Annotated in this window: 23 protein-coding genes; 10 read left to right on the top strand and 13 right to left on the bottom strand. The window is 40.6% G+C overall.

What is annotated here, in order from left to right; translation table 11 throughout:
• The first annotated feature begins 21 nt into the window (after nucleotides 1–21).
• Nucleotides 22–441, top strand: a complete 420-nt coding sequence (locus DWW23_RS05450; protein ID WP_122352257.1) for a hypothetical protein — start codon at nucleotides 22–24, stop codon at nucleotides 439–441.
• Nucleotides 442–581: 140 nt separating this feature from the next.
• On the opposite strand, the gene DWW23_RS05455 is transcribed toward DWW23_RS05450, so the two are convergent.
• Nucleotides 582–2,264, bottom strand: a complete 1,683-nt coding sequence (locus DWW23_RS05455) for a WG repeat-containing protein (RefSeq protein WP_122352258.1) — start codon at nucleotides 2,262–2,264, stop codon at nucleotides 582–584.
• A 330-nt stretch (nucleotides 2,265–2,594) separates the two neighbouring features.
• On the opposite strand from DWW23_RS05455, the gene DWW23_RS27020 reads away from it, so the two are divergent.
• The 3 genes from DWW23_RS27020 to DWW23_RS05470 all read left to right on the top strand — a co-directional run bounded on the left by DWW23_RS27020 (nucleotide 2,595) and on the right by DWW23_RS05470 (nucleotide 4,607).
• Nucleotides 2,595–2,771 carry a type II toxin-antitoxin system HicA family toxin gene (locus tag DWW23_RS27020; RefSeq protein ID WP_122352259.1) on the top strand — a complete coding sequence of 59 codons (177 nt, stop codon included), beginning with the start codon at nucleotides 2,595–2,597 and terminating at the stop codon, nucleotides 2,769–2,771.
• A 39-nt stretch (nucleotides 2,772–2,810) separates the two neighbouring features.
• A complete protein-coding gene (locus tag DWW23_RS05465) occupies nucleotides 2,811–3,215 on the top strand; it encodes a type II toxin-antitoxin system HicB family antitoxin (protein WP_122352260.1) in 405 nt (134 codons plus the stop codon).
• 198 nt (nucleotides 3,216–3,413) lie between these two features.
• Nucleotides 3,414–4,607 carry an aminopeptidase C gene (locus tag DWW23_RS05470; protein WP_122352261.1) on the top strand — a complete coding sequence of 398 codons (1,194 nt, stop codon included), beginning with the start codon at nucleotides 3,414–3,416 and terminating at the stop codon, nucleotides 4,605–4,607.
• A 130-nt stretch (nucleotides 4,608–4,737) separates the two neighbouring features.
• Here the strand turns inward: DWW23_RS05470 and DWW23_RS05475 are convergent, their stop codons facing one another.
• Nucleotides 4,738–5,547 (bottom strand): DUF6261 family protein, encoded by an 810-nt coding sequence (locus tag DWW23_RS05475; protein ID WP_122352262.1) that lies wholly within the window; start codon nucleotides 5,545–5,547, stop codon nucleotides 4,738–4,740.
• A gap of 547 nt (nucleotides 5,548–6,094) precedes the next feature.
• On the opposite strand from DWW23_RS05475, the gene DWW23_RS05480 reads away from it, so the two are divergent.
• From DWW23_RS05480 to DWW23_RS05490, 3 genes are read left to right on the top strand one after another with little or no spacing between them, the layout of a single operon-like run.
• Entirely contained in the window at nucleotides 6,095–7,168 is a 1,074-nt protein-coding gene (locus tag DWW23_RS05480; RefSeq protein ID WP_122352263.1) for a tail fiber domain-containing protein, read from the top strand.
• 4 nt (nucleotides 7,169–7,172) lie between these two features.
• On the top strand, nucleotides 7,173–9,500 hold the full coding sequence (locus tag DWW23_RS05485) for a C25 family cysteine peptidase (RefSeq protein ID WP_122352264.1): 2,328 nt from the start codon (nucleotides 7,173–7,175) through the stop codon (nucleotides 9,498–9,500).
• 13 nt (nucleotides 9,501–9,513) lie between these two features.
• Nucleotides 9,514–10,407: a T9SS type A sorting domain-containing protein gene (locus DWW23_RS05490; protein WP_158583159.1), complete on the top strand. Its 894-nt coding sequence runs from the start codon at nucleotides 9,514–9,516 to the stop codon at nucleotides 10,405–10,407.
• A gap of 93 nt (nucleotides 10,408–10,500) precedes the next feature.
• Here the strand turns inward: DWW23_RS05490 and DWW23_RS05495 are convergent, their stop codons facing one another.
• The 3 genes from DWW23_RS05495 to DWW23_RS05505 form a co-directional block, all read right to left on the bottom strand.
• Nucleotides 10,501–11,058, bottom strand: a complete 558-nt coding sequence (locus DWW23_RS05495) for a copper resistance protein NlpE N-terminal domain-containing protein (RefSeq protein WP_122352266.1) — start codon at nucleotides 11,056–11,058, stop codon at nucleotides 10,501–10,503.
• Between the two features lie 102 nt (nucleotides 11,059–11,160).
• Nucleotides 11,161–12,969: a mechanosensitive ion channel family protein gene (locus DWW23_RS05500; protein ID WP_370449243.1), complete on the bottom strand. Its 1,809-nt coding sequence runs from the start codon at nucleotides 12,967–12,969 to the stop codon at nucleotides 11,161–11,163.
• An 84-nt stretch (nucleotides 12,970–13,053) separates the two neighbouring features.
• On the bottom strand, nucleotides 13,054–15,288 hold the full coding sequence (locus tag DWW23_RS05505) for a S9 family peptidase (protein ID WP_122352268.1): 2,235 nt from the start codon (nucleotides 15,286–15,288) through the stop codon (nucleotides 13,054–13,056).
• A 126-nt stretch (nucleotides 15,289–15,414) separates the two neighbouring features.
• Between DWW23_RS05505 and DWW23_RS05510 the strand changes: the two genes are divergently transcribed.
• Complete coding sequence (locus DWW23_RS05510; protein WP_122352269.1) at nucleotides 15,415–15,927, top strand: FKBP-type peptidyl-prolyl cis-trans isomerase; 513 nt, start codon at nucleotides 15,415–15,417, stop codon at nucleotides 15,925–15,927.
• Nucleotides 15,928–16,001: 74 nt separating this feature from the next.
• Here DWW23_RS05510 and DWW23_RS05515 read toward each other — a convergent pair whose 3' ends face one another.
• From DWW23_RS05515 to argR, 5 genes are all read right to left on the bottom strand, one after another.
• On the bottom strand, nucleotides 16,002–17,129 hold the full coding sequence (locus tag DWW23_RS05515) for an aspartate aminotransferase family protein (RefSeq protein WP_122352270.1): 1,128 nt from the start codon (nucleotides 17,127–17,129) through the stop codon (nucleotides 16,002–16,004).
• Nucleotides 17,130–17,139: 10 nt separating this feature from the next.
• The gene (argC, locus tag DWW23_RS05520) at nucleotides 17,140–18,108 is read right to left on the bottom strand and encodes an N-acetyl-gamma-glutamyl-phosphate reductase (RefSeq protein ID WP_122352271.1); all 969 of its coding nucleotides are present in this window, start codon (nucleotides 18,106–18,108) and stop codon (nucleotides 17,140–17,142) included.
• On the bottom strand, nucleotides 18,105–19,304 hold the full coding sequence (locus DWW23_RS05525; RefSeq protein WP_122352272.1) for an argininosuccinate synthase: 1,200 nt from the start codon (nucleotides 19,302–19,304) through the stop codon (nucleotides 18,105–18,107). Before DWW23_RS05525 ends, argC begins: the two co-directional genes overlap by 4 nt.
• A 70-nt stretch (nucleotides 19,305–19,374) precedes the next feature.
• Nucleotides 19,375–19,968 (bottom strand): GNAT family N-acetyltransferase, encoded by a 594-nt coding sequence (locus DWW23_RS05530; RefSeq protein ID WP_122352273.1) that lies wholly within the window; start codon nucleotides 19,966–19,968, stop codon nucleotides 19,375–19,377.
• 65 nt (nucleotides 19,969–20,033) lie between these two features.
• A complete protein-coding gene (gene argR / locus DWW23_RS05535) occupies nucleotides 20,034–20,477 on the bottom strand; it encodes an arginine repressor (RefSeq protein ID WP_183672226.1) in 444 nt (147 codons plus the stop codon).
• A 183-nt stretch (nucleotides 20,478–20,660) separates the two neighbouring features.
• Here argR and DWW23_RS05540 point away from each other — a divergent pair, with 183 nt between their 5' ends.
• A complete protein-coding gene (locus DWW23_RS05540) occupies nucleotides 20,661–21,458 on the top strand; it encodes a M48 family metallopeptidase (RefSeq protein ID WP_122352361.1) in 798 nt (265 codons plus the stop codon).
• Between the two features lie 50 nt (nucleotides 21,459–21,508).
• Here DWW23_RS05540 and DWW23_RS05545 read toward each other — a convergent pair whose 3' ends face one another.
• Nucleotides 21,509–23,302, bottom strand: a complete 1,794-nt coding sequence (locus DWW23_RS05545) for a MutS family DNA mismatch repair protein (protein WP_187576637.1) — start codon at nucleotides 23,300–23,302, stop codon at nucleotides 21,509–21,511.
• Nucleotides 23,303–23,465: 163 nt separating this feature from the next.
• Here DWW23_RS05545 and DWW23_RS05550 point away from each other — a divergent pair, with 163 nt between their 5' ends.
• Nucleotides 23,466–24,305, top strand: a complete 840-nt coding sequence (locus DWW23_RS05550; RefSeq protein ID WP_122352276.1) for a phospholipase A — start codon at nucleotides 23,466–23,468, stop codon at nucleotides 24,303–24,305.
• Between the two features lie 260 nt (nucleotides 24,306–24,565).
• Here DWW23_RS05550 and DWW23_RS05555 read toward each other — a convergent pair whose 3' ends face one another.
• Both DWW23_RS05555 and DWW23_RS05560 read right to left on the bottom strand, forming a co-directional pair.
• Nucleotides 24,566–25,012 (bottom strand): DUF6078 family protein, encoded by a 447-nt coding sequence (locus DWW23_RS05555; RefSeq protein WP_122352277.1) that lies wholly within the window; start codon nucleotides 25,010–25,012, stop codon nucleotides 24,566–24,568.
• Nucleotides 25,013–25,108: 96 nt separating this feature from the next.
• Nucleotides 25,109–25,516, bottom strand: coding sequence for a MauE/DoxX family redox-associated membrane protein (locus tag DWW23_RS05560; RefSeq protein WP_122352362.1), 408 nt, complete (start codon nucleotides 25,514–25,516; stop codon nucleotides 25,109–25,111).
• Nucleotides 25,517–25,811 lie beyond the last annotated feature (295 nt).

Raw genomic sequence — 25,811 nt, forward strand, 5'->3', positions numbered from 1 at the left:
ATCACTTTAAATGTATGGAGTATGGCTGAATATAATAGGGAGCGAAGGGGGCAGCAGAGCAGGGCGATTGCTAATAGGGAGACTGGAAATAGGCAATTGAAGGAATTTATAGATAATAGAACTCAAAAAAGGACATTCGAAGTAATACAGCTAAAAGACAAATATATTCCGAATGCAAGTAAATGCCCACATCTACATATTAGTGGATATTATCTGGGATATACGCATACCCATAATGCTGGCGGAAGCGTAAACACTATTATAAGACGTGATCAAGGAAGTGTTGTCTCAGGCTGGCTAGATGCTGTTGAGAGAGATAAAGAACGGACGCATCCACGCGGTTATAATGCTGAACAAGTAGGGGCTCATCAGACGATTTTAACATGGATAGAAAATAATGAAGAAGACGTGTGGAGCCAAAGGTTTAAACTGGATCAGTAAGTCATTTAGATATAAGGATTAACCTTTACGGATACAGTTTTTATACAGAGAAAAAATTAATTTGTGAAAAAGATGAACTAGTAAAGATAACCTTCATTAGTTCATCTTTAAAAATTTAAAATAGTATTTTAAAGAGGTTATCAATAACTATTTCCTCCACATACAGGGCAAGGAGTATGATAATGACCTTCAGGTACCTCTTTGTTACATTTACTACACCATTTTGTTCCACCTACATATGAGGCTGTTGACTCAATAATTTCACCAGTTCCACCACATCTACTACATGAAGATTTACTACTAGAAGATCCAGAGGAATTGCCTGGAGAAGAAAATATGGATTGTGATTGCGTCGAAATGATAGCATTCATTACTCTTTGTTTAACAATCTTTTCAGCTTGGCTATTTCCTTTTTCCCATGATAATTGATATGCCATTAGTCCTAGGTCCCGCACTTTTGCCTGTGTGCTCAAGAAAGAAAAAACTTTAGGAGACATACTATATTGCATCATTAATTTTGTATATATAATATCTAATTCATCCAATAACTTTCCGCATTCAAATAACTCATCTGCAGTAAATGTTGTATTCTCCACAAGATACATTTTGAGTATGTCTACTGCTCTGTCATACATATCATTCTTTATTCGTTTTTTAACTATAGAAATAACTTTTGGACCATCATATGTAGATTTATCTTCTGTATACATGAAACTTATATCATATTCTTCTTCGCTCTCACGAAGTGATTTTTTACTTGCATCCGACAATTCTCTTAATTCTTTTTTTAACCTGTCCAGCTCTGCTTGTGTCACTTCTCTTTCTTCCTCTGGAAGAGAAGTTGCGTCATTCTCACCCGTTACAGATGAAGTTTGTTTTTTGCTTTCGCGTACTTCATTATTCGTTGTAGATATTATCTGCGACTTAAGTAAACTTGAAACAACATAAGTTGGTTTCACCATATTATGATATCCACCAAGTGAACTTAATGAGAGATATACATTTTCTATATCTGGTGAATATTTTGCTGCCACTTTATTACCTATAATGAGAAGTTCATGCTCTCCACAATATAAAAGTTCACTACCGTCAAACCCATAGATTCCATACTTGTCCCCTATTGCAACGACGAAATAGCCATCTTGTGCATAAAATATACTAGTAAATCTAGATGGTTCAATCAGGACTTTTCCGTTATCATCACAAATCCCGCATTTACCATTAACTTGGAAATAATAAAAACATTCTAGTTTAAATCCGTATTTATTTTCATATGCAATATATTGTATATCAGGATACCTTTGTTTGAGCTTTTTAACAATTTCACTGTTTTGTTTTTGGGGAAACTCCAACAAATTAGAACTTTCATGTGTAGTTTTTCCCATATTATGATATCCATCAAATGCGGCTAAAGGTATATACGTATTTTTATGAGGCATATTTTCTATTTGTATGTGATTACCAATTATCCGAAGCCTTCTTTCCCCACAGTATAAAAGTTCTTTACCATTAAAACCACAAATTCCATATCTACCATTTTGACCAACCACAAAATAACCATCTTGTACATAGAATATACTGGTATAATTGGATGGTTTAATAAAAATTTTACCTTTACTATCGATCATACCACAATGATTATTAACTTGTACATAATAGAATCCACCTATCTCATCTTCGTATTTATTCTCGTACGTAATTTGATCAAGACTGATGTTATACTTTTGTCTGATTCCTTCTTTTAAAGCTTCATTTTCTTGTGCATGAATGATTGAACAATGCATTGTAAATACAAAAAATATAAGAAATAACAGATGTTTCATACCCCACTATACTTTAAAATAAATATTGTATTCACAAAAGTATATTATTATTTACGAAAACTGTTTTTTTTGTTCAAAAATACGATAAACCTGTTGAATAACATTCAATCTGTAGATCCGTTTATTAAATAAACAGATACATTTCCAAACGAAAAACGTAATTTTTTTCATAGTTAAGGTTGAGCGCTTGGACAAGTGATTGCCCGGACACTCTTTTTTTATGTGCAAATGTTAAATATGACTATGTAGGAAATATTTCTATCGACGTATTTTGTGGTGATAGAAATATTTCCTACATTTGTGATGTAATCAAAAGCGATATTTGAAATTATGAAGTACAGAGAATTTCACAGAACCATAGTTCGGCAAGGTTGGATTGAGGTTCGTAAAAGTGGAAGTCATGTAATCTACGAAAAGAATGGAAAAAGGTATCCAGTACCTTTTCACGGTTCTAAAGAGATTCCCGAAGGACTTCGGCTTAAGATTGAAAAGGAGATGGGGCTTTAAGCCCCTCTCTTTACTTTGTAATTAAAAACATCAAAGAATATGGAAAGTAAATTATTGAAAGCGGTCATAACTGGTGGTAAGGATCAGTTTGGGGCATGGTTGGAAGATGTGCCCGGTGTGTATGGTGCTGGTGATACAGTAGAAGAAACAAAAGAAAATCTACTGGAAGGCCTGGAACTGTATAAGGAGGTAAACGAGGAATTACCGGAACTGTTAAAAGGAGAATACGAAATCGAATTTACTTTTGATGTGTCCGGATTCTTGAAATATTATTCAAAATTCATTTCCTTTGCAGGCATGAAAGAAATAACGGGTGTTAACCAGAAGCAGCTTTGGAATTATGCTAATGGTTATAGAAATCCGAATAAAGATACGGCCGAAAAGATATTGAATAGCATTCAAGCTTTCGGTAAAGAGTTTAGCCAGGTTCAAATACGCTTTTGATTACACAATTGTATTTAGTCTGGCGAACCCGGAGAGGGAAACCCAACTCCGGGTTTTATTTAATCGTACAAATGTTTTACAATTGGTAATTCATAATCTATGTAACGTTCTTATTGATAAGGGTTGATTGCTAGATTGGAATAAAACCCGTACATTTGCCTCAAAATGTATAATTGCTAATATAATCGAAAACAAAAGATGAAGAAACTTATTGCTGCTAGCCTGCTGTTGGCTTGTGCCTTCTCTGCAACGAGTGTTGAAGCACAGGAAAAAGACGAGTATGTGTTTACTCCGGTCAAAGAATTGAAAATTACTCCGGTCAAGAATCAGAACCGTACGGGAACGTGTTGGTCGTTCTCTGGAATCGGTTTCCTGGAAGCAGAATTGTTGCGTACGGGAAAAGGTGAATATGACCTGTCTGAGATGTTTGTAGTAAGTCATTCTTATAAAGATAAGGCTGATAAATTTGTCCGTTTGCATGGTTGTCTGAACTTCGCACAGGGCGGTTCGTTTGGAGATGTGCTTTACGCAACGAAACATTATGGCGCAGTACCCGAATCAGTCATGAACGGATTGCAGTATGGCGAAGAACAGCATGTGCACGGTGAATTGGAAAGCCTGGCCATCTCTTATGTAAATACAATCATCAAGAATCCGAACGGAAAGCTGTCGCCAGTCTGGAAGAAAGGTTTTGACGGGATTATCGATTCTTATTTGGGAGCAGTTCCTGAAAAGTTTACTTACAACGGAAAGGAATATACTCCGAAGAGTTTTGGTGAAGAACTGGGTTTGAATATCGATGACTATATCTCTTTGACTTCTTATACACATCATCCTTTCTATACTGCATTCCCTATTGAAGTGCAGGATAACTGGCGTTGGGATTTGTCTTATAACCTGCCGTTGGATGAAATGATGCAGGTCATGGACAATGCAATCAATACAGGTTATTCTATCGCATGGGCTGCCGATGTAAGTGAAAAAGGTTTTACCCGTAACGGTATTGCTGTAGCTGCTGATGTTACTTCCATTGAAACATCCGGTTCAGACCAGGATAAATGGGTAGGTTTGAGCAAGACTGAGAAGGATGCAGAGATCAAGAAGATGATCGAAAAACCGGGTTGCAAGGAATTGACGATCACTCAGGAAATGCGTCAGAAAGATTATGATAACTATCAGACTACCGATGATCACGGCATGTTGATCTATGGTATTGCCAAAGACCAGAACGGTAAGAAGTTCTATATGGTAAAGAATTCCTGGGGAACTGACAACAAATATAAAGGAACCTGGTATGCTTCGGAACCGTTTGTCGCTTTTAAAACTATGACGATCGTCGTTCACAAAGATGCACTGCCTAAAACGATCAAAACAAAATTAGGTATTAAATAATTAAGATATTTTCTCTTCGGAGAAAAATGGAGAGATGTGTCATCTGCGTTCTTTAATCGCTTTTAGACACATCTCTTTTTTTCTTTAGCTTTTGTTTCTTCTTATCCGGATTTATCGGAGGATGTTGTTTCTATTCGATCTCCGGACGGTCGCTACTGCCGCCCCCTTCTTCTTTTTTCTTGTCGTTACGTTTTTTTGTCGTAGTGCGATGAAGTGCAAGAGCCGCCAGCTCTTTGTCGAGCAACTGGTTAATGTTGTTGATAACAGTAAGATAATCGGCCTCTCCGTTGATATCTGCCAATGCATTGATCCGGCGTATCACGTCATAGCAAGCAGCATCCGTTGCATCGCGTGCCTCTTTGGTGGCGCCGGTCACGATAGTTGCATTTTCTTCATTTCGTTGGGTATAGAGTGCCATGAATTCTTCATTTTTCATTTTCAATTGGTCTACCCATTCGCGCAGTCCTATTTTTTCCAGTCGGTTTGTTACTCCATCGAGCGACTCTATTTCCGGTCGGTCTCCTCCCGGCTTATTGTCGAACGCTTCCAGGTCCTGTATCAGGTTTTTAATGACGGCATCTTCCTGCAAATAAGCCAGGCGGCAGGGATTGCCATATTTTTTCAGGATGACATCCACTTGATAAGCTATTTCTGCTTTTTCCGGGTCGAAGTGGTTAAGCATGGCCTTGTTTTGGGCAGCCAGTCCCGTGTATGCTTTATCCTGCAACAAGTCGAGGTCTGATAATTTTTTGGAATTAGGGTTTTTGCCACCCACTTTCAATACATCATCGAATGTATTATACTTGTTTTTATAGATGGTCCGTAAATCCGTGATTTTAGGTTCGGTCAATTTTTCAATTTCTGCTATCAGCAACCCGTGTAATGTGAAATCCTGGTTTTGCAGGAATCTGGAGAAATCTACTTTTTTAATTTCAGCCATGATTTTGTTTGATTTAATGATGTAACAACTTGTTTTTTTATGCGTAAGGTCGTTGTAAAGGTTGCAAAGTACTTTCGGGATTTCCGCGAGGTTGTTGCAAGGGTTGCAAAGTGCTTTCGGAGATTCCGCGAGGTTATTGCATCAGTTGCATCGACCTTACGGGAGTACCGAAAGCATTTTACATCGGAACAACAATCTTTTGAAAGTTTCGCCAGGCTTTTCTCCGGTTGCAACAATCTTTCTCATTTGCTTTCGGGGTAAATGTAAGCCTTATTTTATAAGATTCGGCTTGATTTTGTATGTTGTGTGGCAGATGACGGGATAATTTTTTATAATATTTTCTTCTCTTTTCATCATCTTGCTAAAAATAATTTGTTATATTACTGTCGTTTATTTTAATTTATTACTTATATAAGGATGTTATTTGGAATCTAATCTATCTGTAAAGACCTCTTAAATCCGGTAATAACTGTCAGATATCCTTTTTAATTGAAAAAATGTGAATGTTGCTACTTGATTATAATTATTAACTTTAAAATTACACAAAATGAAAAAGCAAAAATCAGTTTTTCGAGTTGTTCTTGTTGCATTGTTAACTATGATTTATTTATCATCAGTGAAAGCACAGATGCTTTATCACAACAGTCATTTGTTCCTTGGTGAAAAACCTACAGCTTGGGAAACCTTAAGTACAGGGCCTGGTATATATCTGGGACCTAACTTTGGAATGGAGTTCTATGAAAATGGACTAAACTTTTGGCGCCCTTATCCAAATACTAGTCCAGGAAACTACAAAATATTCATTGATGCTACCGGTAAAGTTGGAATTAATCGTAAACCGACCACGTATGCACTTGAAGTGAATGGTCAGGTTTGGACTACCAGTGGATTATTGATCACGTCAGATAAAAAGTTTAAAAGAAATATTGTAAACATCAATGACAATAATTCTAACTATCTGGAAAAACTCAAGAACCTAAATGGCAAATCGTACGAGAAATTGGTTTATAATAATAGAGCCAGTTCAGAAGAAATATCAGAGATGGTCGCTCAGGGAAAGATTCGGCAAGAAGATGCTTCGGCTGCATTGCAATCATTAAATCAGACCAGAAAAGACGTTTATAAAAAGGAGTTCGGTTTTATTGCGCAGGAAGTAAAAGACGTTTTTCCGGAATTGGTGGAAGAAAGTGCAGATGGAATATCTGCTGTAAATTATACGGGATTAATACCTATATTATTAGAAGCGATTAAAGAATTACAGGCAAAAGTAGAAACATTGGAAAGCCAGTCGACATTACAAGTTTCAGCTTTGTCAACCAGGAGCGGTGTGGCTACAGCAAATGAAACGATTGATGCTTCTGTTGCTTATCTGTCGCAAAACATACCGAATCCGGTGAATGGTACGGCTCAGATCAATTATTCTTTGCCTGAAGGAACAACAAGTGCTTCCATTTCTTTTTATTCAATGAATGGTACAATAATAAAAAGCATACCACTTAATGTACAGGAAAGAAGCGGATCAATTTCTATTTCTTCTGCTGATTTTACTTCCGGTCTTCATATCTACAGGTTGATAGCAAATGGAATAGTTCTAGGTTCTAAAAAAATGATTAATCAGTAAGACTATGAAGAAAATACGTTTATTACTTATAACTGCATTACTGGTCATTCCGTGGTTAAGTTTTGCACAGGAGGTGAAGGTCAATGTGACATTTGAGACGCCACAGGTTCAAAATGCCGGATCAGATAATTATGTATCGGTGGTTGCAAACGATATGTTAATGGGAATAGAAGAAGGTTTGCCTGATATTCCGTTTCGGTACCTGCGTATTATAATTCCTTCAGCTAGCCAAGCTACATCTGTCAGTGTAAATAAGCTGGAAGAACAGACTTTTCAATTGAATAAAGACATACAACCGGCACAGGCTCCCGTTCCGATCGGTTTTGGGGGTAATCCGGAAATTATATCTGGTAATATCTCTGTCTATTCATCAGATGATCCGTTTCCGGTAGAAATGGCAGAGATTCTGAATACCGAGAATTTTAACGGTAATAAAGTTGTAACAATAAAAATATCTCCTTTTCAATATCATCCGGCAAGTAATCGATTGAAATTTTATTCCCGCCTGGAGGTTTCTCTTCGGTATAGTGGAGGAACGATCAATAAGAAACAATCTCTGGCATTAATCGGTAGCAATGCTAAGAATAGTTTTATGACGAACGAAATGTTGCGCGATTTTGTCAATAATAAAGATGATTTTGATCGTTTTGCCGTTAAATCAATGGAAACGGCATCTGCTACCTCTATAAATAGAGCCGTGCAAAATGGGCTGGGTTCTGAATATGTTATTATAACAAGTGAAGCCTTGGCTCCGGCTTTTGAACGGTTTGCAAATTGGAAAAGACGTAAAGGCTTGACTGTGGGAATTGTTACAATGGAATACATCAAAGCAAATTATACAGGAGATCTAGTTTCGGGAATTTATGATGATCCAGGAAAAGTACGACAGTTTTTAAAGGATTCTTATACAAATGGAACGAAATATGTCCTTCTTGGAGGGGATGAGAATATTATTCCGGCACGGTATGCATATGTTAATGAAATAGGGAATAACTATACTTCTTATAATAAAACAATTCCAACAGATGTCTATTATGCAGAATTTAATGGAGATTGGAATGTAGATGGCGATCAATATTATGGTGAATATTCCGGTGACAATCCTTCATTTACACAACAAATTTATGTCGGACGTATTCTCTGTTCGCAACAGACGCATGTGGATAATTGGACTTATAAGGCATTATTATATGAACAAAATCCTGGGCGGGGGGATTATTCATATTTAAAAAAGCTATTTTTTGCACAAGCTGATCAAATGCAACAATATGACCATGCAAGTTATCTTGGATCTAAATTGACTTCTTTCACAACAAAGACGGTCTTTAATGAAGAAGTGGATGGTGTACTTGATTATAACTCTTCCGTATTGCCATCTTTCCCTTCAGGAAGGGATGTCATTGAAGAATTGAATAAAAACTATGGTTTTATAAGTTTTTTAGGGCATGGTTCTATTACTAGTGTTGCCTTGGCTACTACTGGTATGAATCGAGAAGGAGTACCTAAATTAAGAATTTATACTTACGACTACATCAAAACTGATGTACATGGAGCAAATGAATTTAGTAATGGAGGTGCTTTAAAAAATATGACAAATGACGGATATCCTAATATCAATTATTCCATGTCTTGTGATAATATACCATATGATAAATTGGCAGAAAACATTGACGATAGTTTCGGTGAAGTATTAACTTCTATTTACAGGACCGGCTGTGTTGCTTTTTTGGGTAATACACGATTTGGCTGGGTCAATTCATCAAAACAATTATTTGGTTATTTTGCAGATGCTATTAATTCCGGTCATTTAAGTTTAGGTGAAGCTGAGATCTTTTCTAAAAATTCATTATCAAAAACGAATGCATATGATCGATATTTATTTTTTACCCATAATCTTATCGGTTGTCCCGAAATGAAAATCTGGACAACTACTCCAGCAAAGTTCACCAATGTATCGATTACAAGATCTGGAAGTTCTGTAACAGTAGTAGCCAATAAGGCTGGGTGTAAAATATGTGTTATGAGTTCTGCAGATAACGGAGTTAGCTATCATAAAACAATTAAAGCTTCACGTAATACATTTACAAATGTACCGGATTCGTATACAGTGACTGTCATAGGGGATAATAATATTCCATATATCTATGTAAGTGATGTTATTATTACAAACAAAACGTATAATACAGGCCGTTATTTTATAAATGGAAAGAACTTCTCATTGGATAATGTAACGGTGACTGGATCTACTAGTTTGCATTTAGAGTCGACGGGTACTTTTGAAGCAACCGGTAAGTTGTCTATAAATGAAAATTCAATATTTAGCATTGAATAAAATACAATTGAGTATGAAAAAGATATTATTATTTACCATTGCACTGGGTTTGGCGGCAGGTCTTTCGGCTCAGGAAACCAATACAGATGATGGTTTTCTTAATGCGTTTACTGCGGAAAAGACAGAGTGGATAATTGATTATACCACCAGTGTTACGCATGAATGCGAATATATAGACAAGTTAATATTGGAAGGTGATACGATCATTGACAAAATGAATTGGAAAATTATCAAGGCACCTCCTTATCAGGCAGCAGGGTTTATTCGTACCGACGGGCAGAAAGTTATTTTTAAACCAGATGAAGAAACTAAAAACAATATATATCCTTATACAGGAAAAGAGATCCTTTTATATGATTTCTCTTTCGACGTAGGAGATAGTGTTTTGGTTTTTTATAATCAAGAACCTTGGTATGCCCCAATTATTGGGGTAGACTCTGTTTTATTGCATGATGGGAAAAAACATAAAAGATTAATTACTTCTTCAAATGGAAGCTTTATAGAAGGTCTTGGTTCTGCAAAAACAAGTCCTTTAGTTATATTTACTCCGATACCAACTTGTGAAAACTGTGTGATTCGTGAGACTAATATTTGTTGCCATGTAAATGGTCAGTTGCTTTACAGAAATCCCCGTTTCTCTGATTGCGAAGGTACCATAGTTGGTAATGAAACCATTAAAATCCCGGATAATTTGAAAATATCCATGAGCGACAATATGTTGCATATTATATTTGAAGAAGAAAAATTCTTCGATGTAGCTGTTTACAGCATGAACGGAGTGTTACTGAAACAACGGAAAGGTCATTCGAAAGAAGCCGTAATACCGGTCTATTCCGGCAAAGGTATTTTTGTTGTCCGTGTCACTTGCGGTAATGATGTTTATTCCCGGAAGGTGTATAATCTGTAAACCCGATATGGCTATTGAACGTTAAAAGCGAAAAGAGGCATTCCCGGTAGGAGTTGGGGTGCCTCTTTTCTATTTATACAAAGATGTGCTTATTTATGGAACCAGTATCAGGGTGTAATTCAGATCGGATGCTGCTTTCTGTAATTCCTGATTCAATAGTGTCAGACTGTCGCCTTCTGCCTGGAAATAGAATGTCATACTTCCGTCGCTAGGGATCAATTCGTAAACGACAGCTTCTGAATCGCTGGGTGTACCATGTTTTACCTGACGTTTACCGGTAGAAGAGAATGTTTTATCCTGTCCGTTTTCAGCTTCCAGATAAGTGGCATCCATTTCGTAAACGCCGTCGTCGCTATCTTGCTGATAGAACAAAGTCAGGTCATAAACGATGCCGGGACCATCTGCAGCCGGGAATGTTCCCTTATATTTTTTCTGGATAACGCTTCCTTTTTTAGGATCTACTTTCAGCGAATCACGCATGTTCACAGGTTTGGTCGTTTTTCCTGTTACTTCAGGCAAAGCCGGTGCATCGGGTACCGCTTCAGCTACTGTTACGCTTTCTTCCTCTATTAAAGCGGGTTCGGTTGTTTTCTTCCCGCTACATGCAGCTAATAAAGCCAGAGCTGCTACTGCGATAAAATACTTTTTCATTATTCTGCATTTTTATTTATTAGTGACTTTGCCGTTATAACAAAAGTCCCCCTGCATTTTGTTTTGCAGGAGGACTTTTTTAACTATATGACAGGCTGTTTCTCATTTTTTATCCGGACTCTCCGGTTTTTTCTGATATTCAGGAGGAATAGTGATAGCACTACCGTCGCGTTCTGCATAATAATGGGGCGACATGATCTCTATACCTGCTTCATTGAATACATCCTGTATGTTCTGGTGCAGGTCGGAATATATCTGAGATAATTTGTCGGCATCTTTTATATAAGCATTTATCTGGTAACAGGGATAGTAGTCCTGCAATTCCGTTTCCAGAACAAACGGTTTCGGGTGCGACATCACTCCGGGAGTCGAGCGGGCTGCATCGATCAGCAACTGATGGACCTGACGCCAGGGAATATCATAACCGATACTGACTGTCGAGTGGATGATCAGACCGAACTGGCGGGCGGATGCACTGTAATTGACCGTATGTGACGACATGATGAATGAGTTAGGAATTGTTACAACCTCATTCTTTGGGGTACGGATGCGGGTTACGAACGGCGTTTTTTCAATTACATTTCCTGTAGTCTCGTTTAACTTGATGCGGTCGCCCAGTTTGAACGGACGCATATAAGTAATGACCAGCCCTGCTATGATATTTCCGATAACCGTACTTGAACCCAGGGAGACGATCAGTCCGACAAAGACCGAAATACCCTGGAATACACCGGAATCGGAGCCTGGCAGATACGGGTAGACCATTGCGATCATAAAGGCATACAACAGGAAGCGTATTATATTGAAAGATGGCTGTGCCCAGTCCGGATAGAATCCGGTGATCTTTAATTTCTCGCTTTCAATCTCATTGGCTATATATTGAATACCCTTTATAATATATTTTACACTGTAATAAATGACAATGATAATGAAAAGGTTAGGTATGTATTCGACAACAGATTTAAGAACCATTTTGATCGGTTCGATAATATAAGTGAATAACCTCATTGCCAGATTCTCTGTTTGCGGGAATATGGCAAACAGCATCGGGACACTGAACATAAGCTGTATCAGTAAAACCAGGTAGCGAAGAATGTTATTCAGGAAGATAAGTATCCTGCCTTGCCGGTGAGTATTCAGAAATTCATAATCCCGTATGGTGATGGATTTGAGTTTGTTCTGCTTCAGCCAGATAATACGGCGGCGTAGTTTTCTGAACAGATAGTTGGTCAGCTTAAACAGGAAATACTGAACGACCAGTACTAAGATGAAAAGGCCTACCCGTTTAGCGATCTGAAGGATGCTGTGTTCTTTTTTCAGCGACAGGATCTTATCGTGGACAGCAGATCGATATTGTTTTGCCAGTTCGTCCCTATCCGTATTCATCCAAAGGGCATCCTGGTCGGTAACACTCAATATCACTTTTTCTCCATACATGATATCCGTCTGGTATTCACTGGTGAACAGATATACAGAGTCGGTTTTCAGGCTAAGGTCTTTTCCGATCTTCAGGATTAAGTTGACGGCATTTTCAGCACGGTCGTGTGCAGAAACACCTCCTCTTTTGGCATAGAAAGTGAGGAGCGTATCATTGTCGATGATAAGAGGGACACCGGGTGTCAGGGTTCGTAACGAGTCGATGCGGTGACGCTGTTCCTCTTTTTTCAGCGAATCGGTGGTGATATGCTTGTTCAGCGCATCGTCCAACTCGGTCCGGAGTACGATCTCATTCAGCTTCATTTCCTGTAACTGAAGTTCAAGCTCCTGCATTCTGATAGAATCCTGCCGGTACTTTTCTTCCATTGCGGCGGATGAATCGGCCGGGGCCTCGTTTGTCTTGTTCTCTGTAATGACAGCATTCAATAATCCTTCAGCCTTTTCCCTGATCTGGGACGTAGCCCGGGAAGGCATGAGGAATAGGGCCGATATAACGGCAAAGCATATAACTAAACGTTTCATAGTGCCTTTTTACTCTATACTTTAATTTATATATGTTTATTTGCCTCCTGCCGGCAAATGTTTCAACCAGTAGTCTGCCATACTTTTCCGTAGATGTAAGGTGGTGCCTTCACGCTCATAGATACCGTGGCTACGCATCGGATAGCTGATCTGACTGAATATCTTTCCATGTTTGACCAGTTCATTCACCTGCATTTCGCAGTTCTGGTAATGTACGTTGTCGTCGCCCGTTCCGTGTATCAGTAATAAGTTTCCTTTCAATCCTTTTGTATAACTGATAGGAGAACCTTTACGATAACCTTCCGGATTATTTTGCGGGGTGTTCATATAGCGTTCCTGATAAACGGTGTCATATAAGCGCTGGTCGGCAACAAAAGCGATTGCAATGCCGGTGTGAAATACTTCCGGATAGCGGAACATACAGTTCAGTGTCTGGCTACCGCCTCCGCTCCATCCGTTGATACCGATACGGGACAGGTCGATGAACGGGTATTGCCGTCCGAGATCCTGTATGCCCCGTGCCTGATCTTCGGATGCAAATGTACCGACTTCCCCATAGATGCATTTGCGCCATTCACGTCCGCGTGGTGCATTAGCTCCCTGGTTTTCGATGCTGACATAGATGTATCCTTGATTGACCATATATTGGTTCCACAGATCGCCGCCACCCCATGAGTCCTGTACGGTCGATCCTGCCGGTTCGCCATAGACTTCGATAATAACCGGGTATTTCTTCGAAGGGTCGAAGTTAACAGGTTTAATCATGCAGGCATCGAGTAGTAAATCGCCTGATTTGACTTTGACAAACTCTTTCGGATTCAATCCCAGTGCGTCATATTGTTCTTTCGCTTTTGCATTATCTTCGATTATACGAACGGACTGATTCTTAGGAAATGAAACCATGTCAATCACCGGAGGGGTTACTGAATTGCTGTAGGTATGTACTGCCCATTTTCCGGTCGGAGACATGTTATAATGATGCTGCCCCGGCTGGTTCTCCGGGCTCAAGCGTTTTACTTCGCCTTTGCCGAACAGGTTTGCACTGTACAGATAACGTTGTGTATAGTTTTCCGGTGAAGCGATAAAATAAACCAAACCTTTTTGCAGATCGGTTCCGACCGGCTGGATATAATCGAAATCTCCTTTTGTGACAGGGACAATCTCTTTTCCGTCACGGCTCACACGATACAGGTGACGCCATCCGCTGCGTTCGCTTTCCCAGGTGAAATACTGGTTGTTCTTCAGCCACTGGATATTATCGTTTGTATCCAGCCATGCAGCATCTTGATCGGTAAAGATATTTTTAGGTGTTGCACTGCCTATTTGGGCAATCCATACTTTATTGGTATTCTGTTCCCGGTTCAATTGTTGAATGAACAATTCGTTGCTTTCCGGAATGAAATCCATACGGGGAATGTAATTGTTCCGCGGATCTCCGGGAATATCGATCCAGGTGGTCGTTCCCCCTTCTGCCGGGACATATCCTACTTTTACTGCTGAATTGGCTGTACCTGCTTTCGGATAGGGAAAGTGCAGGATAGTAGGATAGACAGAATCGACATTGTTGATGATGTCGAATACGCCGGTCCCTTCCGTATCGCTTTGCCAGTAGGCTATATATTTGCCGTCTGGGCTCCAGCGGAAACCGTCGCGGCAGCTGAATTCTTCTTCATATACCCAGTCGAACGTACCGTTTACGATAGTCCGGCTTCCGTCGTGGGTCAACTGGGTTCTTTTGCCGGAGTTTATATCTTCTACATAAATATTATTGTCGGAAACGTAGGCTACTCTGGTTCCGTCGGGAGAGAATTTGGCGAACATCATCGATGATTCGGGCAATCCTTTTCCCAACTGGTGGAGGCTGCCGTCTTGCAGGCTAAGCACCCAGTAATCTCCCCGCGTATCATAACGCCAAACACGTTTAGTGTTATTAAATATCATAACTTTGTCATTGTCATTGCTCCAGGAGAGGCGCCCCATTCCAATGTGTTTTCCTGTCAATGGGTCTATAAACATGGAAGAGGGGATGATCATTTCGCGGGCATTATCTTTGGCACGGTAGGCAACGACATCCATACCTCCGTCTGTTTCATTTCTTTCCAGGCGGCTGTAACGTTCCCCGTCTTTCATCCAGTTCATGGCACCGATTCCTTTTGTCTGGATCAGTCTCCCACTGAGAACTTCTTCTAAATCCAATGATTTTTGTGCGGTACACAGATTGCTGCAGAAAATAGTAATAGCGGCGGCAACAATTAGTTTATTTAGTTTCATTTGTATTTATTGTGTTTGTTTCTGAATATACAAATAACGTAAAGTTCTTTGAGATAACAAAGGAGAAACTCTTATTATTATCTTTGCGGCTTCAAAAGAGTTTAATAGTAAAATAAAAGACAAATAATGAGATCTATTTATGCAGTCGCATGTTCTGCGATGGTGATGTTGAGTGGGTTTACCGCTTGTAATAATGATAACAACAAATTTGAGTTAAGTCCGGAGCAGATTGCTCATTACGAGAAGAACCACGAATATATTCGTGAGAAAGCGTTGGAGAAAGATGAGAACGGGAATTTAGTCTATCAGCAGATTGTGAAGGATGGCGATACAACGTTGTATAGAATAATCGACAGAAAAGCTGAAACACCTAAATATCCGACAAGTAGTAGTAAACTGCACTTTACTTTGGAAGGACATTATATAGATGGTACGGTATTTCAAAAGAAGATTACTGAAAATTTTGTTGTAGGAGAACTGATTACCGGTTTGCGATATGTTATTTTGGATACATCAGTGGGTGATTCCATAGAGGCGATCATTCCTTCTGATTTAGGCTATGATTATCAGTTGGGGATGGGAACAGTTCCTTTTGGTTCTACTCTGATATTCAACTATAGAGTAGAGGATAGCAAATAACAGACTCTTTCTATAAACAAGAAGGGCGCCTTCGGAATATCCGTTGGCGCCTTTCTTTTATAATAAAGAACTAATTAAGCATTGAGTACTTTTTTGAATCGGGCAAGGAATTCTTTCGCTTCATCCATTGTCAGGCAAAGCGGCGGAAGCAGACGGATCGTATTGGTTCCGGCAACCCCGGTGAATACTTTTTCTTCAAAAAGAAGCTTGCTACGTACTTCTTTGATCGATTCTTCAAACTCAATACCGATCATCAGACCGCGACCACGAACTTCCTTGATTCCCGGCAGTTTGTGTAACTCTTCGATCAGGAATTCACCGACTTTGGCTGCATTGTCAACCAACTTCTCGTTTTCCATGATATCCAATACGGCGATAGCAGCAGCACAAGCCAGATGGTTACCTCCGAAAGTCGTTCCCAGCATGCCGTAAACAGGCTTGAACATCGGGCTGATCAGCAAACCGCTCATCGGGAAACCATTACCGATCCCTTTGGCAACCGTGATCAAATCCGGCTGGATATCAGCATATTGATGGGCAAAGAACTTTCCGCTTCTACCGTAACCGGACTGAATTTCATCCAGGATCAGGCAGGCTTCATATTTGGTACATAAGGTACGCAATTCTTTCATAAAGTCGTCTGTCGGAAGCTGGATACCGCCGACTCCCTGGATACCTTCTATAATAACGGAAGAAACATCCCCTTTTTGCAATTCAGCTTCAACAGCTGCCGCATCGTTCAACGGTAGGTAAGTAACAGCCAGGTCTTCGTTGACCGGAGCGATGATCTTCGGATTATCAGTGACGCGAACCGCAGCAGAAGTACGTCCGTGGAAAGCGTGCTTGAAAGCGATTACCCGTTTCTTCCCATTGTGGAAGGAAGCCAGTTTCAACGCATTTTCGTTTGCTTCGGCACCGGAGTTGATCAGGAATAAGGAATAATCGTCATAACCGGAAGCTTTTCCCAGCTTGTCAGCCAGTTTCTGTTGCAAACTGTTGATGACAGAGTTGGAATAAAATCCCAACTTGTTCACCTGGTCGGTGATAGCAGCTACATAAGTAGGGTGGCTATGACCGACGGATATAACGGCATGGCCACCATACAGGTCGAGGTATTCTGTACCTTCACCGTCCCATACATGGCATCCTTTGCCTTTTACTATTTCTATATTAAATAAAGGGTATACGTCGAATAGTTTCATGATTTCTTATTTAAAACGCTGACGGTTTGAGATGTAATCCTACAGTCTCTTCCAAACCGAACAGCAAATTCATATTATGCACAGCTTGTCCGCTGGCGCCTTTCAACAAGTTGTCGATCATAGATACGATCAGCAATTTGTTATCATATTTCTGGAGATACAGGAGACATTTGTTTGTGTTGACTACCTGTTTCAGATCCGGATTCTTATCTGTAATGAATGTGAACGAATGATCGTCGTAGTATTCTTCATAAATACGGCGGATCTCATCCAATCCTACTTTGCAGTCGATATAAGTCGTTGCAAAAATACCGCGTGAGAAATTGCCCCTTACCGGAATAAAGTTGATATTACTTTCGAAACTATTCTGCAACTGGCGCAGGCTCTGACCAATCTCAGCCAAGTGCTGGTGTGTGAACGGTTTATAAATCGAAATGTTATCGTTTCGCCAGCTGAAATGAGAAGTCGACGAAGGCTTCACGCCGGCTCCCGTTGAACCGGTGATCGCGTTGACGTGTAATTCGGAGTTCAGCATCAAGTGCTTAGCCAGTGGCAAAACGGCTAACTGGATACAGGTGGCAAAACAACCGGGGTTCGCAATGTGTCGGGAATTGCAGATACGTCGTCGGTTCAATTCCGGCAGACCGTAAACGAAATCATGTTCGTTGCTTTCGATACGGTAGTCCATGCTGAGGTCGATGATCTTCACGTTCTCGGGTACAGTATGGCTTTCCATGAACTTCTTCGTGTCGCCGTGGGCGGTGCAGAAGAACAGAAGGTCAATGCTGTTCAACGGCAACTCGTCGGTAAAACGCATTTCGGTTTCGCCGAACAGGCCGCTATGAACGTCAGTGATCAAATTTCCGGCGTTACTGGTACTATTCACAAATGTAATCTCGGCGTCCGGGTGATTAAGCAGCAGGCGGATCAATTCGCCTGCCGTATATCCCGCACCACCTATAATTCCGATCTTTATCATATTTCTTCGTCCTTATGGTTGTTATAATAAACACGTAACGGTGTAGAAGTTACTTTGATAAAGCCTTTGGCATCTTCTGCCGTCCAGCCTTTCTGCATTTCACCGTATTCACCGAATTTAGTCTTCACCAGGTCGTCTTCCGATTCAACACCGACGGTTGAGAAAGAAAGCGGGCGGAGTTCGAGTATAGCCGTGCCGTTTACATTACGCTGTGATTCCTGCAACATGGCTTCAATGTCACGCATAACCGGTTCCAGATACTGGCTTTCGTGCAGGAACATGCCGTACCAGTTGGCAACCTGGTCTTTCCAGTACTGCTGCCATTTGCTCAATGTATATTTTTCCAGGAAACGGTGTGCACCGATGATCAGCATAGGAGCAGCAGCTTCAAAACCTACACGTCCTTTGATACCGATGATCGTGTCGCCGACGTGCATGTCACGGCCGATACCGTAAGCAGCACCGATCTCTTCCACTTTCTGGATAGCGGCGATCTTGTCTTCGAATACTTCACCGTTCACTGCATGGATCTCACCTTTCTTGAATTCGATGCGTAGTTCTTCGCTGCCGTTTTTTTCTACCTGTTTCAGGTAAGCACTTTCAGGCAATCCCTGAGCAGAATCCAGAATTTCACCTCCACAGATGGAAGTACCCCACAGACCAACATTGTAAGAATATTTCAACTTCGTGAAATCGGCAACAAAGCCGTGTTCTTTCAGATAGTTGATCTCATAATCGCGGGTCAGCGCCATGTCGCGGGTCAATGTGATGATCTCCACGTTCGGAGCCAGTACCAGGAAAGTCATGTCGAAACGGATCTGGTCGTTACCTGCACCGGTTGAACCGTGAGCGATCGCATCCGCACCGATCTCGTTGGCATAACGGGCGATAGCCAATGCCTGGAAGATACGTTCGGAGCTAACGGAGATAGGGTAGGTACCGTTACGCAATACATTGCCGAATACCATATATTTCAAGCTCTTTTCGTAATATTCTTTTGTAACGTCGATCGTTACATATTTGGTAGCGCCTAGTTTATAAGCATTTTCTTCGTTCTGCTTCAACTGTTCTTCGCTGAATCCACCAGTGTTGGCACAAGCTGCATATACTTCGTAGCCTTTTTCTTTGGCAAGGTACATCACTGTGAAAGAGGTATCCAAACCTCCGCTGAATGCAACTACTACTTTCTTTTTCATTGTCTGTTTGTTTTTGTGGGTTCCGTATGGGCGTTTCGCGAAACGCCCTTACCGGAAAGCCCCGTATGATTTATTTATTATTATTTTTTTCTCTTTCGTCTGCTTCCCGTTTGGCACGGTGCGGATCGGCCGGGTCGAACAACATCGCCGTACAGATACAATATTTCCGGTTCGTACGTTCCAGAATATCATGGTTTACGCAACCGATGCAACCGCGCCAGAACGATTCGTCGTCGGTCAGATCGGAAAAGGTTACAGGTACATAACCCAGTTCGGTGTTCATCTTCATCACCGCTGCACCCGAAGTAAGACTGAATACTTTCGCTTTCGGCCAACGCATGCGAGCCAGTTGAAACGTCATATCCTTGATCCGTTTGGCAATACCCAAACCTCGGAAATCCGGGTGAACAATTAACCCGGAGGTCGTTACATACTGTTTGTTCCCCCACGATTCGATATAGCTGAAACCGGCAAACTGATCTCCGGCCAGTGCGATGACTGCTTTCCCTTCTTTCATTTTCTGGGCCACATATTCATGCGTACGCTTAGCGATACCAGTTCCGCGCACTTTGGCAGCCTCTTCAATGGTAGTCAATATCTTGTCTACATATATTTCGTGAGAGGCGTCAGCAATCATTACATCGATTTCTGTTTCTTGTTTCATTTTACGATTGTTCTTAATCTTCTTTTGTTTATAAACGGAAGAACTGTTGTCTCCCTTAATCGCCCTTATATAAAATGTGATAATGCTTTCACTATCCGGTCCCTGCTAATCCCTTCGCGGGGGATGATCAGGATGGTGTCGTCTCCGGCAATCGTTCCCAGTATCTCGTGCGGAGCATGGGTATCGATATCGGAAGCGATCCCCATCGCATATCCCGGACGAGTCTTGACAACTGCGAGATTTCCGGAAAATTCGATGTTCGGATGATGTTGTGTCTGTACCTTGTTCGGCTGTATCAAAGCTGAATAATCAGGCAGACAATATACATAATCGCCGTTCGCATCATGAACTTTGGCTACTTTCAGTTGCTTTATGTCGCGTGACAAGGTAGCCTGTGTGACCTGAAATCCGCTGGTTTCCAATTCTTTCAGCAGCTCTTCCTGGTTACATATCGCCTTTGTTTGTATGATGCGGCAGATAGCGTCCAATCGTTCCTTTTTTGTACTCATGTTTGTATATTTATGCAAAACGGATGCAAATATAAATCGAATAATTGAATAAATATACATTCTACTCCGGTTTTTTTGCATAATTATTTGTCATATACGTCTATTGAGCAAAAATGCCTTTGGATTTGTTCTATTCTTATAAAGAAATGGTAATTTTGTATTCGTAAAAACTAAATGAGAGAGATGAAAAAGATTACAGGTTTATTAATGGCTATGCTTCTGCTGCTGAGTGCTTGCGGAAGTGTTCCTTTGACAGGGAGAAAACAGGTATTGTTGGTTTCCGATCAGGAAGTGTTGACTTCCAGCTTAACGCAATATAGCGATTATATGAAATCAGCCACAAAGTCAACGGATAAGAATGAGAGTGCAATGGTTACCCGTGTCGGTAAAAAGATTGCCGCAGCCACAGAGGCTTATCTGAAAGCAAACGGGATGGAAAGTGAGATCAAGAATTTTCAGTGGGAGTTCAATCTGGTGAAGGATAACCAAATAAATGCTTTCTGTATGCCGGGTGGTAAGATCGTTGTTTATGAAGGTTTGATGTCTCTGGTATCGTCGGACGATGAACTGGCGGTTGTTGTTGGGCACGAAGTAGCTCATGCCGTGGCTAAGCATAGTAACGAACGAATGAGTCAGCAGTTGATGGCACAGTATGGCGCGGCTATTCTGGGTCAGGCGGTAAGTAATAAGAGTGCGGCAGTACAGAATCTGGCGAATACGGTTTATGGAGTAGGGGCACAATATGGCGTTATGTTGCCATTCTCCCGCAAACATGAATCGGAAGCGGATTATATGGGATTGGTATTTATGACAATGGCCGGGTATAATCCGGATGTCGCTGTGAATTTCTGGCAAAAAATGTCTGCCGGAAAGAGCGGGGCGACTCCCGAGTTCATGAGCACTCACCCGAGTGATGCGACCCGTATTGCAGAGATACAACGGGCATTGCCGGAGATCAAGGCGAAGTATAAAACCAAATAATATCGGTTAAGTTTAAAAAGAAAGGCTATCATTTTTGATAGCCTTTCTTTTTAAACGGTTATTCCCATTTTCTTCATCAGGAAGCAGGCATTCATATTTTGGGCAATGCCTTCCCGGAGTTGATAGGAGAAAGTCAGTTCTTCGTTTTTGATATCTGCCTCGAAACGGTAATTTTTTATCTGGTCGGGAAATTCTTTTTCCAGTTCACCTAATACCAAGTCGTGTGTGGCGATGATACCGCAAGCCTGGAAAGATACCAGTTGCTTCATCAGGGCGATCGAGCCTTTCTGTTTGTCGATGGAGTTGGTTCCTTTCAGGATCTCATCCAGGATGATAAATAACTGCTCGCCTTGTTGCAAGCGGTCGATGATCATCTTCAACCGTTTCAGTTCGGCAAAGAAATAAGATTCATTGCTGACCAGTGAATCGGAAGTACGCAGGCTGGTCACCATCTTTGCCGGATAGACCGTTAGTGCCTCTGCATATACCGGAGCACCTATGCAAGCCAATACATAATTGACCCCGACAGTCCGCAGGTAAGTACTTTTTCCTGCCATATTAGCCCCGGTAATGATCAGGAACCAGGGACTTTTCTCGATCGAAATATCATTTCTGACACAAACATCACGACGAAGAAGGGGATGTCCCAATGCTTTGCCGCTCATCTTGAAATAAGTATCTGCTATTTCCGGATAAATATAACCCGGATGATTGAATGCGAAACCGCCTAGTGAACTATAAGCATCGAATTTTTCCAAAGCATCGAACCACAGAGGAATATCTCCGGCATGTGTCTGTATCCAGCGTTCCAGCCTGATCGCTGTCCGGGTATCACGCAGGATGAATATATTCAGGATGATTCCCATAAAGCTGATCCGTTGGTCGAGTGCTCCGATGCAGCGGGATAACTTTTTCAGTGAACGGGAAGCTGTACCGTCCGGCCCGTTGAACCGTCCGCTGATAGTTGCCAGTTCGGATGATTTGAAAATATCACCTTCAATACTTTTGATCAGTGAAGAATAGGTGTATAGTATTTTTTCCATCTTATTCACAGAGTTGTGAAGTGTGTTGATCTGTTTGGCCCGTATATTTGCAATAAGGAATGCAATGGCAAAAAATATACCTAGCATGGCAAAAGTGACTGTTCCGGTCGATGCTCCTACGAACAGAACCGCCCATATGGCAGGGATAATCCATGTCAGGCTTTTCCAGAGCAAACTGTTGATGAATACCGGTTTATTGTCAGTTAGTGAGATCAGCGTACGAATATCTCCCTTTTCTCCGGGATGCAGCATGCCGGTAACATAGAAATGCTGTCTTAACTGTGTCATTTCGCTTAGTTCGCGGATCGCTTCCTGCCGTTTGAGAATTTCCTCTTTGTCGGTAAGCGGGTTGGTGAACCAGTCGGCAAGCCTTTCTTTTCCCATGGAAGTGACCGTGCGGTTGATCGACTGGAAGATGGAACGATTCCCGAAAAGATCCAGGTCCAGACTGAAGGAGTGTTCTCCGCTGCTTTTTTCAGAAGCTCCGTCGAAAGCGCTGAAGTCATAATCCAGTCCTTTCAGCTCATTGTTGCAGAGTGATATAAGAACGTCGGCATACGATTTTTTCGATGATAAAAACGTATGATAGACCATTAGTCCGACGAAAGGTATAAGGAACAGGATAACTGCCCCTGTCAGCATCATCCAGCTTTCGGTCTTTAAAAACCATATTGCTGCAATAAGTCCGGCAACGAGTAACAGGCGTATTGTTCCTATCAAATGTATTTTCTTTTTCAGATTGTCCGAGCGGCGTGTGTATGCTGCTATTGTATCCCGATAATATTGATATACTTTTTCCATGCGGACAAAGATATAAAAAATGAACTTACCGGATAAGAATTGGTTATTAATAAAGAAAAGGTAACTGAATTGACCATAATTCAGGAAATCGGGGAGAATTGTTTAGCTGTGCGGTTATTACCTTTGCTCTGTTTTATAGGGTCTATACACAATAATATTATATATGAAAAGGATAACTATATTTCTGTTTGTTTTATTTATCTCCGGCTTCGTATCAGTTTTCTCCCAGGTGCTGGTCCAGGACCCCAAGATGGAATATAATGCAGACAGTGTACGTGCGGTATTGGACAAGGCTCCTTATTTTACATTATTTAAAGACAACTATTTTATCGGTGGAACGACGATCGGGCATAAACCGACCGCAGCCAATTCGGATGTCAAATTTCAATTGAGTATTGCGCAGCGGCTGACCAAAAGCAAGTTACCTTTCGATACCTATCTTTTCATCCAGTATACACAGAAAGCTTTCTGGAATGTTTTTCAGGAATCTCTTCCTATGCGCGACCTGAACTTTAATCCGGGAATAGGACTCGGACACCTGATTATCCATCATAACAAATATATAGGTAAAGGATATCTGATGCTTGAACATGAGTCTAACGGGAAAGACAGCACAGCTTCGCGTAGCTGGAATAGGGTCACATTTGCTGCAGCCGTTGTTCTCAACAAGAATTGGGAAGCCCAGTTCAAGACCTGGATACCGATCGTCGATGGTAAGTATAACAAGGATTTGCTGAAATACAACGGTATATTCCAGCTGGCAACTAATTTCCGAACGGATAATAAGCGTTTTAATTGCGGAGTGATCCTGACGAAACGCAAAACATGGTTCAGCTTTAATACACAGGTAGAGTTGAGTTATAAGTTCAATAATAATGAGAATCAATATTTCTTCCTACAATATTATAATGGCTACGGTGAAAACCTGTTGGAATATAATCAGTTCAAGAGTATGCTGCGGATCGGGTTTGTGATAAAGCCGCAGGATTTCAGTATTTATTGAGATTGAGTGATAGGGTTAGTTCCAATTCCATATTTTTACTGAATAAACGGACAGAAGATATTGCTTTGTTAAGATTTTTGTAAATTATGAAAATCTATTTTCTTATATTATGAAACACTATTTTCACAATATATGAAAATGTCCTTTCATAATATATGGAAATAAAATTACTGTCGTTTAACGATTTTAGTTGACTACTTTCTGCCTAATCAATAAAAAGGGTTGACTCGGTTTAATATGTGTAAAGGGATTTTCCTGTTTTATATCTTTCGATAAAGATCGTAGTATTCTACATATTCATCGAAGGCAGGTTCTTCTGTTACTCCTCTCTTATGAAATAATGTTCGTATATATTCCTGTTCATGGGGTTTGATAAGACGTTCTTTCCGGGAAAAGCGATAATAGTTCGTCTGTCCGAAATGTTCTATCATTTGTTGTTTGATAATAACAGCATCATTGTGCGGAACACGATCGAGCAGATGAGTGATTCCTCGTGCATATTGTTCCGGTTGATCGGGAACAAAGAGCTTACAATCCTCCCCCGAAGGAGCAACATGTTTCGGATTCACGACTGTAACCGCTTCTCTTTCTTTTGGCATACGTAAGGCAACTTGTCGGCGCAGGCATTTTTCTGCACGTAGGCATTCGTGGTTCAGACAGTGGGCGAAAGAGTATGGGAATAAGCTGTAGTCGAAATTAGGATTCATATATTTGTCGTTTAGTTAACGAAGCAAACATACATTTTATTCTTTGATTAAACGAATTTAGGAGAAGGTTATTTCATCTAAATTTTTGTACGGTTCTTAATCGCTTTCCTTGTAAAGCAAGAAAGCACATCCCGCCGCTGCAAATACGCTATAATCGAGTGGTGTTTTTATATTCAAAGAAAACAGCATGGCAAAAGCAAAAGTCAATAATAGAATGCCGCTAAGAAGAGCAACCAAACGTTTTTGGAAACCTATTAATAGTAATACGCCAAGTACGATTTCAGCGATTGTAGCCGTCCATGCGAACAGCGGTAACAGATATGGAGGAACCCACGGCAATAAAACTCCGGTGTAAGCGGTAAAACTTTCCATATTCCCCCAGACCACATTGTCACTTCCCAATAACGGAGTCCATAACCCTAAACGGTCTGCAACGGCTGACAGAAATCCCAAAGCTAAAGCAATGCGTGCAAACAAAGATATATAATCTATTTTTTTAGTCATATTGATAATATTCAAAGAATGATATTTAAAATCTCTCTTGATAATGATTATCAGAATCAAGCGGAGACCTTTTATTATAAAACGGGAGAAAGGTATTATATGTTTTGGTTAGGTTCATGAAAATGTATTATTTTTATAGCATAAGACAATTTGTAAATTGAAGAGACATGGTTTCTTCAAAAGAAACGAGGGAGGTTGTATTAAATGTGGTGTAATGGTGAATCCTTTTAGAAAAGCCATTAAGATGAATGATAGTCTTTTAGAGTAAAAAATAAACCTCCTACAAAGTAGTATT

This window comes from Parabacteroides sp. AF14-59, assembly GCF_003479515.1.
GTDB lineage: Bacteria > Bacteroidota > Bacteroidia > Bacteroidales > Tannerellaceae > Parabacteroides > Parabacteroides faecis.